Raw genomic sequence first — 13,548 nt, forward strand, 5'->3', positions numbered from 1 at the left:
CGAACGGCGCGATCTTCGCCTCCGCCAGCGCACGGACCGACTCACGGAGCATGTCGTGCTCCTCGGACGGGCGATACAGGTCGAAGTCCTTGGCCATGGTCTGAGGCTCCCCTAGCAATGCTTGTGGCACTTTGGCACTGAGTACCCTCAGCAAAACACACTCAGTGCCATGGGCGCCAGTGGCCGGGGAGCGCGACCGCTCAGGTGTCGGCGCGCGGGTGGGTCGTGAGGACCACCGCCGCGGCGAACAGCACCACGTTCTTCACCACGAACTCGCCCACCATCGTCAGCAGCAGCGGATTGGCGTGGTCGAACGCCAGCCCCGGGGTGACGAGCAGCACGGCGAAGGTGCCCAGCAGATGCCCGCCGAGCAGCGGCAGCAGCAGGGCCTGGGCCCGCCCGGTGACCAGCCACACCCCGAGGGCGATCTCGGCCCAGCCGAGCAGCGGGACGAACCAGCCGCCGGTGTCGAAGGGCATCACGTCCACGACGAGCCGGGCCGCCGGGCTGAGCCCGATCGCCTTCAGCACCCCGAACCAGACGAAGACCCCGCCGAGCCCGCCCCGCAGCAGCACCAGGCCGAAGCGGTGCAGGTGCGGCGCGAGCCGGTCGAAGCGGTCGAGGCGCGGGGCCGGGGGCGTCGGGCGCCCGGACTCCCTGGTGGACGGGGTCAGCTGCGAGGAAACGGTCATGCGCGGCCACTCCAGACGGATCGGTGCGGGATCGGTAGCGGTGAGGTCTTCGCGGGCGCCGGACGCGGGCGGCCTCGGGCGGGCCGGGGCCGCGCGTCCGGGTGGACCGACCGGCGGCCGGCGGCCCGCGGCGCTCACCCGCGCCGAGGGCGACGGGAGCGACCGGGGTGGCCGGGATGACCGGGGTGGACCCGGGAGCCGGGTCGGTGGTGCGGATGCCGGGAGGCAAGGAGCGGGGGATCCGGGGCCGGGGACCGGGTGCGGGGGAGCCGCACGGACCCGGTCCGACCGCGGCGCGGAAAGCGCCCCGGCACCGGCGGGAACCGGCCACTGCGCACTGCCCCGGCCGTCCGCCCCGCTCCAGGGGGCGGGACCGGGTGCCGCCCTCGGGCGGCACGGCGTACCCGCCCCGCTCGGTGGCGCGGCGGGCCGTCCCACCGACTCCGCCGGCGCCCGCCTGGCGACGGGGCGACAGCGTCCGGCGTCGACTCACGCTAGCCACTCGCCGGGGCCACGGCGACGCCCATCGACTCCTTGCATGCCTCCGATGGAAGAAGCCGATAGGCCGTTGCCCCGCCCGAACGGATCTCGCCAGCCTGAGCTCTGTTCGAACTGCGTTTGAACCGCTCGTCCGCTCCTGCCCCGCACGCGAAGGAACCCAGGGATGTCTCAGCGACCCGTCTCCACCGCCCCGACCACCCCCGCGGCCCGCGCGCCGCTGACCCGGCGCCGGGTGCTCACCGCCTCCGCCGCGGCCGCGGGCGCCTTCGCGCTCGCCTCGGGGACCAGCACGGCCTGGGCGGCGGCCCCCGCCACCCGGTTCGAGGCGGAGACCCGCACCGGCCGCCGGGCGCCCGGAGCCGTCGCCGACCCCAGCGTCGTGGTGCGCTGGAACCAGGCCGCCATGGACGCGATCCTCGGCCGCTACCAGGCCGCCGGAAACCGCTTCGGCCCCGCCACCGTCAACGCCCGCGCCCTGGCGATCATCCACAACTGCATCTACGACGCCTGGTCCTGTTACGACCGCGTCGCCACCGGCACCCGCTACGGCGGCTCCCTGCGCCGCCCCCGCGCCGAGCGCACCCTGGACAACAAGAACGAGGCCATCAGCTACGCCGCGCACCTCGCCCTGCTCGACCTCTTCCCCGAGTACAAGGTCGCGATCGACTCGATGCTGCGCAGCCTCGGCTACGACCCGGCACTCACCGACCCGGCGCCCAAGAGCCCCGCGTGGATCGGCCGCCGCACCGCCCAGGCCGTCCTCGACTACCGGCACGCCGACGGCGCCAACCAGCTCGGCACCCCCGCGTACTCCGACACCACCGGCTACGTCGCCAAGAACCCGCCGCAGACCGCCGGCGCCTTCGACCCGTCGATCGTCGTCGAGCCCGCCCACTGGAGCCCGCTGATCGTCGGCGGCAAGACCCAGCGCTACCTCACCCCGCAGTTCGCGGTCATGCAGCCCTTCGCGCTCAGCCGCCCCGACCAGTTCACGGTCGCCGCCCCGCCCGCCTACCCCTCGGTCCGGATGACCGCCGCGATCGAGGAGCTCCTCGACATCAGCGCGAACCTCACGGACGAGCAGAAGTGCATAGCCGAGTTCTGGCTCAACGACGACGTCACCCCGCCCGGCGCCCAGCAGATGTGGGGCCGCTACGTCTCCGCGCGCGACGGGTACGACGTCGACCAGGACGCGAAGCTGTTCTTCGGCCTCAACATGGCCGAGTGCGACGCCGCGATCGGCTCCTGGGCGGTCAAGGCCCAGTACGACTTCGCGCGGCCCTCCACCCTCGTCCCGTACGACCAGCGCGGCCGGCGGATCCGGGCCTGGGGCGGCCCCGGCCAGGGCACCGTCACCCTGGACGGCGTCGACTGGCAGGCGTACGTGGCCGTGCCGCCGTTCCCGGCCACCGTCTCCGGACACAGCACCTTCTCCGGCGCCGCCGCCGAGTTCCTGCGCCGCTTCACCGGCACCGACGCCTTCGGCGACTCGTACCGCTTCAAGGCCGGCGCCTCCACCGTCGAGCCCGGCCTCACCCCCCGTACCGACGTCGTCCTCACCTGGCCCACCTTCAGCGAGGCCGCCCACCAGGCCGGCATCTCCCGGGTGTACGGCGGCATGCACTGGAGCTTCGACAACGAGCCCGGCATCGAGATGGGCCACCGGATCGGCCGGGTCGTCCACCGCCAGGCCCAGTGCTACTTCACCGGCATGCACCGCTGAGGAGAAGAACGATGACCCAGACCCAGAACCCGCCCAAGACGGGGGGCAGCGGCGCACCGCCCTTCCCCGGCGCCAAGGCCGCCGTCCTCGGCACCCTCGCCACCGCCGTCTCGCTCCTCGTCCTCGTCGCGCTCGGCGAGGCCACCGGCCAGCTGCTGATGATCGCGCCGCTCGCCGCCACCGCGATGATCGTCTGCAGCACGCCCGCGCTGCCGCCCGCCCAGCCCCGGGGAGTGCTCCTCGGCCAGGTCGGCTCCGGTGTCCTCGGCCTGGCCGCCACCGCCCTGTTCGGGCACACCCTGTGGGTCGCGGCCGTCGCCGCGGGACTCAGCGTCGGCCTGATGCTGCTGCTGCGCGCCGTCCACGCCCCGGCCGCCGCCACCGCCGTCCTCGCCGTCCTGCAGCACCCGGCGCCGCTGCGCTTCCTCGTGCTCCTCGCGATCGGCAGCGCCCTGCTCGTCCTCATCGGCCTGATCGCCTCCAAGGCGGGCGTGATCGCCAAATACCCGACGTACTGGTGGTGAACCCGATGACCCGAGACGCCCTGCTCGTCAGCACCGAGGCCCTCCAGGCCCACCTCGCGGAGCCCACCGGCCTCGTCCTGGTCGAGATCACCGACGGCGGCAACGACGGCGGCGGCCGTCCCGGCCGCATCCCCGGCGCGATCCGCCTCGACTGGACCGGCGACCTCCAGGATCCGGTACGCCGGGACGTCATCGGCCCCGAGGCCTTCGCCGCCCTGCTCGGCCGGCACGGCATCACCGCCGAGGACACCGTCGTCTTCTACAGCGGCAACAACAACTGGTGGGCCGCGGCCGGCTACTGGCAGTTCCGCCTCTACGGCCACCGCGAACTGCGCCTCCTCGACGGCGGGCGCGCCCGCTGGGAGGCCATCGGCGGCGAGCTCACCCACGAGGCGCCCCAGCGGCCGCGCACCGACTACCCCGTCCCCGCGGCGGCGGACGAGTCGATCCGGGCCCGCCGCGAGGACGTGCTCGACCACATCGGCCGCCGCACCCTCCTCGACGTGCGCTCCCTCGAGGAGTACCTCGGGCAGAGCAACACCCCGCCCGGCGTCCCCGAGGACGTCGGCGTCCGCTGCGGCCACGCCCTCTCCGCCCAGCACCTCCCCTGGCACACCGCCATCCACCCCGACGGCACCTTCCGCGACGACGAGGAGCTGCGGGCGGCCTACGGCGCGCTGCCCGCCGACGGCACCACCGTCGTCTACTGCCGGGTCGGCTGGCGCTCCGCCCACAGCTGGTTCGTCCTGCACGAACTGCTCGGCCTGCCCGACGTACGCAACTACGACGGCGCCTGGCGCGAGTTCGGCTCCCTCATCGGCGCGCCCATCGTCAACGGCCCGCAGCCCTGGGGCCCCGACGGCATCCCGTCGATCGTCGCCCAGCGCACCCCCGCGGAGGTCACCACCCATGCCTGACGTCACCGTCTACCGCGATGTGCTGCGCAACGGCTTCGACCAGACCGAGCTGCCCTGGGTGCCGTGGACCGAACCCGGCCGCGAGGGCGTCGAGTTCGTCGTCCTGTGGGGCCCCGGCCACGCGGGCGAGGAGGACTCCGCATCCCTCCTGCTCCGCTTCCCGCCCGGCGCCCACGGCGACTTCCACGAGCACCTGGGCCACGAGCTGATGCTCGTCCTCGACGGCACCCTCGACCACAGCGACGGGCGCCGCTTCCACCGCGGCGACCTGGTCGTCGAGGAGCCGGGCACCCGGCACCAGATGTCCAGCGCGACCGGCTGCACGGTCCTCGCGGTCCGGGCCCGCCCGGCGTCCCCGCGCACCCCGCTCGCCGGCGAGATCACCACCGGCGTGGGCGCGGGCGCGCCCGGCTCCGCGGCCTGACACCCGGGGGCGTTGTGGGCATGCGTTCCACCCCGGTCGGAACGCATGGGCACAGCGCCCCCGCGCGCACGGCGCCCCTTCGCGCGGACCCGCACACCGGGGTCCCGACCCGCTCCACACCTTCCGCATCCGCACCGCAACGGGAGACACCCATGCCCACCTCGCTCAGTCCGGACAGCCCCCGCCGGGTCCTGCTCACCACCGGATCGTCCGACGCGCACACCTGGAACCTCGTCCACCTCCAGCTGTTCCTGGAGGAGCACGGGCACTCCGTGCTCAACCTCGGACCGTGCGTGCCCGAGCAGCTCCTCGTCGACACCGCCCGGATGACCAGCCCCGACCTCGTCGTGCTGTCCTCCGTCAACGGACACGGGCACCAGGACGGGCTGCGCGCCGCCCGGGCGCTGCGCGCCGACCGGCGGACCCGGGACATCCCCCTGGTCATCGGCGGCCTCCTCGGCATCTCGCCCGAGGGCGCCGAGCAGCGCACCGCCGAACTGCTCGACGCCGGCTACGACGAGGTGTTCCCCGACGGCACCGCACCCACCGCGCTGCTGAGGCGGCTCGGCGAGCCCGCGCGGAGCGGCGCCCGGCCCAGAGGCGCCTGTACCGGGCGGGCCGCGGCGTGACCCCTGCCGCGCAGCCCGATCTCGGCACGTTCGTCCAGGAAGCCGCCCAGGCCGGAGAGCTCGTGGTCCAGCCCCGCATGGGAATGGTCGCCCCCGAGGACATGGCCGCCGGCGTCGCCGCCGTCGCCGACCTCCCGGAGCGGACCGTGGCGACCCTCACCATCGACAGCTACACCCGCGTCGGCGACCACGCCGCCGCCACCGCGGCCCTGCGCACCGGCCGCCCGCTCAACGGCTTCCCCCTGGTCAGCCATGGTCCGAAGACCACCGCCCGGGTCGCCGCGGCCGCCGGCCGCCGCACCCCGGTCCAGGTCCGGCACGGCTCCGCCGATCCGATGGCCATCTTCCGCACGATGACCGCCGCGGGCCTCGCCGCGAGCGAGGGCGGCCCCGTCTCGTACTGCCTGCCCTACGGCCGCACCCCGCTCGCCGACTCCGTCGCCGCCTGGCGGGACTCCGTGCAGTTCCTCACCGAGGAGAGCCGCAACCGCGGCCGGCGCGCCCATCTGGAGTCCTTCGGAGGCTGTCTGCTCGGACAGCTCTGCCCGCCTTCGATGCTCGTCGCCGTCTCCGTCCTGGAGTGCCTCTTCTTCGCGCAGAACGGCGCCACCAGCGTCTCCCTCTCGTACGCCCAGCAGACCCACGCCGCCCAGGACACGGGCGCGCTCGCCGCGCTGCGGCTGCTCGCCGACGAGCTGCTGCCGCCCGCCGTGGACCGGCACCTCGTGCTCTACACGTACATGGGCGTCTACCCGCGGACCGTGCCCGGCGCCCGTCTCCTGCTCCGCCGCAGCGCCGAACTGGCCGTACGCGGCGGGGCGCAGCGGCTCATCGTCAAGACCGAGACCGAGGCGCACCGCATCCCGACCGTGGCGGAGAACCTGACCGCGCTCAGGGTCGCCGCCGACGCGGCCCGCGCGGCCCGCGCCCGACCGGGCGCCGCCGCGGCGGCGGGGGCGGAGACCGAGGAGATCCTGGCCGAGGCCCGCGCCCTGGTCGGCGCCGTCCTGGCGCTCTCCGACGACCTCGGCGTCGCGCTCCTGAAGGCCTTCGACCGGGGGCTGCTCGACGTGCCGTTCTGCCTGCACCCGGACAACCGGGGCGAGGCCCGCTCCGCGATCGCCCCGGACGGCCGGCTCCAGTGGACCGACCTGGGCGCCCTGCCGCTGCTCACCACCAGCCGGAGGACCACCCCGATGACCTCGCGTCAGCTCGCCGGGATGCTCGGCCGGGTCGCCCGCGAGCACGACCTGGCGGCCGAGACCGACCCGCCGCCCGAGCCCGCTCCGCCGCCCGTGCAGCGCTGCCTCGCCGACCCGGTCCGCCCGCCGCTGCGGGTGGCCTTCGCGGGGATGGGGCCGCGCGGCCTCTCCGTGCTGGAACGGCTCGCCGCCCAGTGCGCGGAGCGGCCGCCGGGCCGCAAGATCGAGGTGTACGCGATCGATCCGTACGAGGCGGGGGCCGGACGGATCTGGCGCACGGACCAGTCGCCCTGGTTCCTGATGAACACCCCGGCGCAGGAGGTCACGATGTTCTCCGGCCCGACGGACGCCGGTCCGCACCGGCCGGGCGCCGGGCCCAGCCTGGGCGAGTGGTGGGCGGAGGACGACCCGGCGCACGCGGAACCGGAGGGCTACGCGCCGCGCCGGGTCTACGGCCGCTACCTCGCGTACGTGATGGAGCGCATCGAGGCGACCCTGCCGCCCTGCCTGACCGTGCACCGGGTGCAGGCGCGGGTCATCTGCGCCGACCGCACCGACCGCACCGACCGCGCCGACCGCACGGACGCCACCGACGGCACCGACGGCACCCGGGACGCCGACGGGACGCACCGGCTGCGCCTGGACCGCGGCGACGTCCTCACCGTCGACCGCCTGGTGCTCACCACCGGCCACCCGGTCAACGAGCTCGACGAACAGCAGCGCTCCTGGCAGCGGTTCGCCCGCACCCACTCGACCCCCGCCCGCCCGGTCCGGTACGTGCCCGGCGGCTCCGCGAACGAGATGCCGCTGGCCGACGTCCCGGCCGGCGCCCGGGTCGGCGTCATCGGCATGGGACTCACCTTCTACGACGTGCTCGCCGAGCTCACCCTGGGCCGCGGCGGCACCTTCGCGGAGGGCGGCGACGGTCTCGTCTACCTGCCCAGCGGCAAGGAGCCGCGGATCCTCGCGGGCTCCCGCGGCGGAGTGCCGCTGCTGACCCGGGGCGTCAACCAGAAGGAGCCGGGACACCGCTACCGCCCCGTGCTCTTCACCCCCGAGCGGATGGCGCGGCTGCGCGCCGAGCACGCTCCGCTCGACTTCGAGCGCTCCGTGCTGCCCTGGCTGCTCGCCGAGGTGAACACGGTGCTGCTCGCCACCCGGATCCGGCAGGCCCACGGGCCGGACACCGCCCGGGAGTTCACCGAGCGGGCCGAGGAGGCCCTCTTCTCCGCCCCGGAGCTCACGGTGCTCCAGCGGCTCGCCGCCGGCTACCGGATCGACCCGCTGCCGCTCAGCGGTCTCGCCGCCCTGGCCCGGCCGTTCGGCGACCGTCGCTTCGGCTCGCCCGCCGAGTTCCACAAGGCGCTCACCGAGTGGCTGCGCGCGGACCTCGGCGACGCCCGCCTCGGCAACGCCGAAGGGCCGATGAAGGCGGCGGCGGACGTCCTGCGGGACGTCCGGCAGACCATCCGCGGCGTGGTGGACTTCGGCGGGCTCACCCCCGCCTCGCACCGCTGGTTCCTCGCCGAGTTCGGGCCGGTCGCCGCCCTGGTGTCGACGGGGCCGCCGCAGCTGCGCTCGGAGCAGTTCCTGGCGCTGCTCGCCGCGGGGGTGCTCGAACCGGTCGGCCCGGACGCCCGGTTCGGCACCGACGCCGTCGAGGGGCGTTTCACGGTCGAGTCGGCGCGGGTGGAGAACTCGTGGACGACCCTCGACGTCCTCGTCGACGCGCGGGTGCCCACCACCGACGTGACCACGGACCGCGATCCGCTGATCCGCGGCCTGCTGGCCGACGGGCGGGTGCGGCCCTTCGTGAACACGACCGGAGGCACGGGGGAGTTCGTCACCGGCGGCCTCGACTGCACCGACGCGCCGTTCCACCCGGTGGGCGTGGACGGCGAGCCGGAGACCACCACCCATGTGCTCGGCATCCCCAGCGAGCACACCCGCTGGTTCACCCAGGTCGGCAGCGGACGCCCCGGCCCCTGGGGGTCCTTCACCAAGGACGCCGACGCGATCGCCGGGGCGCTGATGGGAGCGGCGGAATGAGTGTCACCGTGCGGCGCGGCGCCGCGTACGCCGAGCACCGCGGGACGGCGGCGCACGAGGAGTACCGGGCGGCCCGGGACCTGCTGCTGCGGCTGCGCGGCGACCGCGAGGCGGCCTCGGCCGCCTTCCGGTGGCCGCGCGCCCGGCACTTCAACTGGGCCCTGGAGTGGTTCGACGTGGTCGCCGAGGGGAACGAGCGGACCGCCCTGGAGATCCTCGGGCGTCCGGCCCGGGACGGCGCGGTCCCGGTGGTCGACCGTGTCACCTTCGCCGAAATGGCGGCGCGGTCGGACGAGTTGGCGGTGGCGCTGGCCGAGGCCGGGGTGGTGCGGGGCGACCGGGTGCTGATCCTGCTGGGCACCCGGACGGAACTGTGGGAGACCCTGCTCGGCTGCATCAAGCTCGGCGCGGTCGTCGTCCCCGGCTATCAGGACCTCACCCGCGAGGAGGCCGCCGACCGGGTCGCGCGCGGCGCCATCCGGCATGTCGTCTGCGCCCCCGAACTCATCCACCTCGTCGGCGGCCTGCCGGTTCCCGGGCTGCGGATGGCGCCGGGGGCGGCGGGGCTGCCCGGCTGGACCGGGTACCCCGACACCCGCGACCCCGACCGGCGCCGCCCCTTCGTCCCCGACGGGCCGACCCTGGCGGCCGACCCGTCCTTCTGCTACTTCACCTCCGGCACGACCTCCCTGCCGAAGCTCGTCGAGCACTCCCACGCCGGCTACGGCGTCGGCCACCTCTCCAGCCTGTACTGGAGCGGGCTGCGCCCCGGTGACCGGCACCTCAACCTGTCCGCCCCCGGCTGGGCCAAGCACTCCTGGTCCAGCTTCTTCGTCCCCTGGACCGCCGGCGCCACCGTGGTCGCGCCGCCCGACGGCGGCCTCCCGCCGTCCGTGCTGCCGGGGGTCCTCGCCACCCAGCGGATCAGCAGCCTCTGCGCACCGCCGAGCGCCTGGCGGGCGATGCTCCCGTATGTGACGGAGGGCCGGGGCGCACCCCGGCTGCGGGAGGCGACGGCCGCGGGGGAGCCGCTCACGGCGGAGGTGACGGACCGGATCGAGTCGGCCTGGGGGGTGCGGGTCAGGGACGGCTACGGCCAGACGGAGGCCACCGCCCTCATCGGCCGCGCCCCCGACACCCCGCCCTCGATCTCCCCGCTGGGCCACCCGCTGCCCGGCTACCGCATCGTGCTGCGCGACCCGGAGACCGGGCTGACGGGGGACGCGGGTGAGGTGTGCGTGGACCTGACGGAGCGCCCGCCGGGGCTGATGCGCGGGTACGCCGAACGGGGCGCCGGGGCGGCCGCCTTCGTGGACGGGCTCTACCGTACGGGCGACCGAGGCGAGCGCTGCGCCGACGGGTCGATCCGGCTGCTCGGGCGGATGGACGAGGTGTTCAAGTCGTACGGGCACCGGGTCTCCCCGATGGAGATCGAAGCGGTCCTGCGCACCCACCCGGCGGTCGCCGACGCGGCGGTGATCCCCTGCCGCGACGAGTACGGCGGCCTGGCCCCGTACGCCGTGGTCGAGGCGCGCAACGCCTATCAGGCGGAGCTGCTGGAGGCCGAGCTGATCGCCCTCGCGGCGAAGCGCCTGGCCCCGGTCTTCGTCCCGCGCGGCGTGGACCTGGTCCCGGCCCTGCCCCGCACCCGCTCCGGCAAGGTCCGCCGGGGCGCGCTGCGGCCGGGCGGCGTGGTCGTCCCGTAGCGGGGCGCCCGCGCGAACGGCGCCGAAACCCTCGGGGCCGGACGGGCCGTCGCGGCCCGCCCGGCCCCGACGCCGTGCCCGGCCCCGACGCCGTGCCCGGCCCCGACGCCGTGCCGCGCCCGTGGTGCCGCCTACGAGGGGTCCGGCACCGGTTCGCGTTCGGCGGCGCGCAGGAGGAGGGCGGCGACGGCGCGGGCGCGGACCGCGGCCTCGGTCGTGCCCTCGCGCAGGGCGGTGACGATGGCGCCGTCGCCGAGCAGGGCCAGTTGGCGGGCAAGGGTCTCGTGCTCGCGGTAGCCGCCCTCGGCGAGCAGTCCGTCGAGGCGGGCGATGACCTTCTCCTTGTGCTCGGCGGCCACATGGTGCGCCGGGCTCTCGGGGTCGGCCGTCTCGACCATCGTGTTGATGAAGGCGCAGCCGCGGAAGTCGGCCGAGGCGAAGCGCTCGGCGAGTCCGTCGAAGAGGGCGAGCGCCAGCTCCTCCGGGTCGCGTCCGCTCGCCTCGATCCGGCCGTCGAGCCATGCGCGCCACATGCCGTCACGGCGCCGCAGCACCTCGACGACCACGTCGTCCTTGCTGGGGAAGTGGCGGTAGAAGGAGGCGCGGCCCACTCCGGACTCGGACAGGATCCGCTCGATGCCGACGGCCCGGATGCCCTCCTCGTAGAAAAGTCGCTCCGCGGCGCTGAGGAGCCGTTCTTTAGCGTTCGTGGCCATACCAGACGGTACCACTCGGTTCCGTTGTGGCGGGATCCCCGTACCGGATCGAGCGCCTCCCGTTGCGCAAGACGGAACCGATCGGTACCGTCACGATGGTACCGATCAGTTCCGTCTTTGGTTCGGCTCAAGGAGAGCTCCATGCCCCGCCTGCCCCAACTGACCGTCGACACCGCCAACGAGGAGCAGCGCGAGCTGCTCGAAAGCACCCTCAAGCAGCTCGGCAAGCTGCCCAACCTCTATGCCGCCCTCGCCAACGGCCCCGCCGCGCTGCGCGGTTACCTCGCCATGCGCGACGCCCTGGTCGGCGGCAGCTTCAGCGCCCGGCAGCGCGAGCAGCTGGCGCTCTACATCGCCCAGCGCAACGACTGCACCTACTGCGTCTCCGCGCACACCCTGCGCGGCGGCAAGGTCGGTCTGAGCGAGCAGGAGCTGCTCGCCACCCGCCGCGGCGGCGACGCCGGCGACCCGCACATGGACCAGGTGCTGCGGATCACCGGCGCGATCATGGACAGCGGCGGCCGGGTCGACGACGCCGCCCTCGCGGACGCCCGTGCCGCCGGTGTCACCGACGCCGAACTGGCCGAGATCGTCGGACATGTGGCGCTCAACGTGCTGTCCAACTTCTTCAATCACGTTGCGCAACCGGAGTTGGACTTTCCGTTGGTCCCGGCTCAGCTCGCCGAGTAGAGTCCTCCGCGGCCGACCGGGGGTGCCGGGCGCGCGAGCAGGCGTGCCGGCACCCCCGAGGTGTGACAGACCGACTGGGGCGATCGAGCGGGTGGCGTGACCCGTCACCCGAGTGCCGGCTGCCGCCGGGGGGCGGCAAGGGGGATAACCGCATGGACATCGACGCAAGAACCCTTCGTACCTTCCGCGAAGTGACCCTGACCGGGTCCTTCACCCAGGCGGCCCGCCGCCTCGGGTACTCGCAGTCCAGCGTCACGGCGCAGATGCGCGCCCTGGAACGGCAGGTGGGCGAGCCCGTCTTCGAACGGCTCCCCAGCGGCGTACGGCTCACCCGCGCCGGCACCGTCCTGACGGACTACGCGCGCCAGATCCTCACGCTCGTCGGAGAGATGGAGACCGCCCTGCGCCGCCCCGCCGCCAACCCGCCGCGGATGACCGTCGGCATCGTCCCCGCCCTCGCGTACGGACAGCAGCTCGCCCGGGTGACCCACATCGGCCGCCGGCTGCTGTCCGGCGTACAGCTCGCCCTGCGCGTCATGGGCACCGCCGAGATCCACGACGCCTTCCGCGCCGGATCGATCGACGGAGCCCTCGTCCTCACCGTCGTCGAGGCGGACGACCCCACCGCGCTGCCCGCGGGCCTGCCCGACCAGCCGCGCGCCGAGCGCCCCGACGACCTCACCGAAGTGAGGCTCCAGGAAGTCGAGTTCGTGCCCGTCACCGGTGTCTCCCGGGCCCGGGGACGCGGCCCGGCCGCCGGCCGCCAGGTGGTCATCGCGGACCCCGACTGTCCCTCGCAGCGCTGGCTGCCCGAATTCCTCCGGCTCCGCTCCGACGGGCCGCCCGAGATCCACGAGCTCGGCTCCATGGCGGGCGTCCGCGCCGCCGCCCAGTCCGGGCTCGGGTGCGCGATGCTCCCCATGGCGCTCGCCGCCTCTCCGCGCGAGTCCACCGGACTGTGTCCGCTGCCGGGCGTCCCCCGGATGCGCTGGAACGCCTCGCTCGTCTCCGCCCGCGCCGACGACCGCCCCGCGCTCGACTGGGAGAACCTGACGGAGACGCTCCGTCAGGCCACCGCCCTCGCCTGCGCGGTCTACCCCGGGCACCACGAGGAGCCCGCCGTGCTCCCCACCCTCGACCCGGGCGTCGCGGGCCGGCCCACCCCCTGAACCGGTGCCACGGCACACCGCCCCCTCCCCGGACCCACACCCCCGACCGGGCCCCAGAGGGCGGCGGTGCGCCGTGGCACCACTCTCTGCTCCGAGCGCCGGACGCTAGAGGTCGAACTCGTGCGGCGGCAGGTCGAGCGCGAAGCAGGCCTCACGGACCACGGCCTGCTCGGTCTTGTCGAAGTCGCCGTCGGCGCCGCCGATGACGATGCCGATCTGGACCACCGCGCGGGCCTCCGCCGGCTTCTTCTTCGCCTTGGCGATCTCCTGGAGCACGCTGACCTTGCCGAAGTCGAAGTCGGCCGCCAGCTTGTCGAGGTTGGCGTCGAAGCGGCGCTGCAGATCGGTCGCGTCGAAGTTCTGCAGCACCTCGTTGGTGGCGATGAGCTGGGCGACCCGGCGCCGCTCGGACGGGTCCACCGAACCGTCCGCGGCGGCGACCAGCGCGCACATCGCCATGCTCGCGTCGCGGAAGGCGCCGCTCTTGAGGTCGTTCTTCTTCGCCAGCAGCTGGGTCTGCATCGTCGATGCGGACTCCCTGATGCGGTCCCACAGGGCCATGGGCAAGCACTCCAGACGTCGGTTACTTCTACTGCTCTGTAGAAC

General features: G+C 74.6%; 12 protein-coding genes. 9 read left to right on the forward strand and 3 right to left on the reverse strand.

Features of this window, described 5'->3' with window-relative positions:
* Positions 1–200 precede the first annotated feature (200 nt).
* A complete protein-coding gene (locus ACH414_RS19545; RefSeq protein ID WP_398942640.1) occupies positions 201–692 on the reverse strand; it encodes a hypothetical protein in 492 nt (163 codons plus the stop codon).
* Positions 693–1,356: 664 nt separating this feature from the next.
* Here ACH414_RS19545 and ACH414_RS19550 point away from each other — a divergent pair.
* The 7 genes from ACH414_RS19550 (at position 1,357) to ACH414_RS19580 (ending at position 10,367) form a co-directional block, all read left to right on the forward strand.
* Positions 1,357–2,916 (forward strand): vanadium-dependent haloperoxidase, encoded by a 1,560-nt coding sequence (locus tag ACH414_RS19550; RefSeq protein WP_382549166.1) that lies wholly within the window; start codon positions 1,357–1,359, stop codon positions 2,914–2,916.
* A gap of 11 nt (positions 2,917–2,927) precedes the next feature.
* Positions 2,928–3,440, forward strand: coding sequence for an HPP family protein (locus tag ACH414_RS19555; protein WP_382549164.1), 513 nt, complete (start codon positions 2,928–2,930; stop codon positions 3,438–3,440).
* Positions 3,441–3,445: 5 nt separating this feature from the next.
* Positions 3,446–4,357 (forward strand): sulfurtransferase, encoded by a 912-nt coding sequence (locus ACH414_RS19560; RefSeq protein ID WP_382549162.1) that lies wholly within the window; start codon positions 3,446–3,448, stop codon positions 4,355–4,357.
* Positions 4,350–4,781, forward strand: a complete 432-nt coding sequence (locus ACH414_RS19565) for a cupin domain-containing protein (RefSeq protein WP_382549160.1) — start codon at positions 4,350–4,352, stop codon at positions 4,779–4,781. Before ACH414_RS19560 ends, ACH414_RS19565 begins: the two co-directional genes overlap by 8 nt.
* 152 nt (positions 4,782–4,933) lie before the next feature.
* The gene (locus ACH414_RS19570) at positions 4,934–5,410 is read left to right on the forward strand and encodes a cobalamin B12-binding domain-containing protein (RefSeq protein WP_382549158.1); all 477 of its coding nucleotides are present in this window, start codon (positions 4,934–4,936) and stop codon (positions 5,408–5,410) included.
* The gene (locus tag ACH414_RS19575; protein ID WP_398942644.1) at positions 5,407–8,661 is read left to right on the forward strand and encodes an FAD/NAD(P)-binding protein; all 3,255 of its coding nucleotides are present in this window, start codon (positions 5,407–5,409) and stop codon (positions 8,659–8,661) included. Before ACH414_RS19570 ends, ACH414_RS19575 begins: the two co-directional genes overlap by 4 nt.
* Positions 8,658–10,367 (forward strand): acyl-CoA synthetase, encoded by a 1,710-nt coding sequence (locus tag ACH414_RS19580; protein ID WP_382549154.1) that lies wholly within the window; start codon positions 8,658–8,660, stop codon positions 10,365–10,367. Before ACH414_RS19575 ends, ACH414_RS19580 begins: the two co-directional genes overlap by 4 nt.
* Before the next feature lie 131 nt (positions 10,368–10,498).
* Here the strand turns inward: ACH414_RS19580 and ACH414_RS19585 are convergent, their stop codons facing one another.
* A complete protein-coding gene (locus ACH414_RS19585) occupies positions 10,499–11,083 on the reverse strand; it encodes a TetR/AcrR family transcriptional regulator (protein WP_382549152.1) in 585 nt (194 codons plus the stop codon).
* Positions 11,084–11,224: 141 nt separating this feature from the next.
* Here ACH414_RS19585 and ACH414_RS19590 point away from each other — a divergent pair, with 141 nt between their 5' ends.
* On the forward strand, positions 11,225–11,773 hold the full coding sequence (locus tag ACH414_RS19590) for a carboxymuconolactone decarboxylase family protein (protein ID WP_382549150.1): 549 nt from the start codon (positions 11,225–11,227) through the stop codon (positions 11,771–11,773).
* 152 nt (positions 11,774–11,925) lie between these two features.
* Positions 11,926–12,942 (forward strand): LysR family transcriptional regulator, encoded by a 1,017-nt coding sequence (locus tag ACH414_RS19595; protein ID WP_382549148.1) that lies wholly within the window; start codon positions 11,926–11,928, stop codon positions 12,940–12,942.
* Positions 12,943–13,047: 105 nt separating this feature from the next.
* Here ACH414_RS19595 and ACH414_RS19600 read toward each other — a convergent pair whose 3' ends face one another.
* A complete protein-coding gene (locus tag ACH414_RS19600) occupies positions 13,048–13,503 on the reverse strand; it encodes a tellurite resistance TerB family protein (protein WP_382549146.1) in 456 nt (151 codons plus the stop codon).
* Positions 13,504–13,548: the final 45 nt, after the last annotated feature.

This window comes from Streptomyces sp. NPDC020422 (assembly GCF_044386705.1).
Classification (GTDB): domain Bacteria; phylum Actinomycetota; class Actinomycetes; order Streptomycetales; family Streptomycetaceae; genus Streptomyces.

What these genes read in the sequence shown, in the direction of transcription:
- ACH414_RS19545 (WP_398942640.1), bottom strand. Translation starts at nt 692, where the DNA reads ATGACCGTTTCCTCGCAGCTGACCCCGTCCACCAGGGAGTCCGGGCGC.
- ACH414_RS19550 (WP_382549166.1), top strand. Translation starts at nt 1,357, where the DNA reads ATGTCTCAGCGACCCGTCTCCACCGCCCCGACCACCCCCGCGGCCCGC.
- ACH414_RS19555 (WP_382549164.1), top strand. Translation starts at nt 2,928, where the DNA reads ATGACCCAGACCCAGAACCCGCCCAAGACGGGGGGCAGCGGCGCACCG.
- ACH414_RS19560 (WP_382549162.1), top strand. Translation starts at nt 3,446, where the DNA reads ATGACCCGAGACGCCCTGCTCGTCAGCACCGAGGCCCTCCAGGCCCAC.
- ACH414_RS19565 (WP_382549160.1), top strand. Translation starts at nt 4,350, where the DNA reads ATGCCTGACGTCACCGTCTACCGCGATGTGCTGCGCAACGGCTTCGAC.
- ACH414_RS19570 (WP_382549158.1), top strand. Translation starts at nt 4,934, where the DNA reads ATGCCCACCTCGCTCAGTCCGGACAGCCCCCGCCGGGTCCTGCTCACC.
- ACH414_RS19580 (WP_382549154.1), top strand. Translation starts at nt 8,658, where the DNA reads ATGAGTGTCACCGTGCGGCGCGGCGCCGCGTACGCCGAGCACCGCGGG.
- ACH414_RS19585 (WP_382549152.1), bottom strand. Translation starts at nt 11,083, where the DNA reads ATGGCCACGAACGCTAAAGAACGGCTCCTCAGCGCCGCGGAGCGACTT.
- ACH414_RS19590 (WP_382549150.1), top strand. Translation starts at nt 11,225, where the DNA reads ATGCCCCGCCTGCCCCAACTGACCGTCGACACCGCCAACGAGGAGCAG.
- ACH414_RS19595 (WP_382549148.1), top strand. Translation starts at nt 11,926, where the DNA reads ATGGACATCGACGCAAGAACCCTTCGTACCTTCCGCGAAGTGACCCTG.
- ACH414_RS19600 (WP_382549146.1), bottom strand. Translation starts at nt 13,503, where the DNA reads ATGGCCCTGTGGGACCGCATCAGGGAGTCCGCATCGACGATGCAGACC.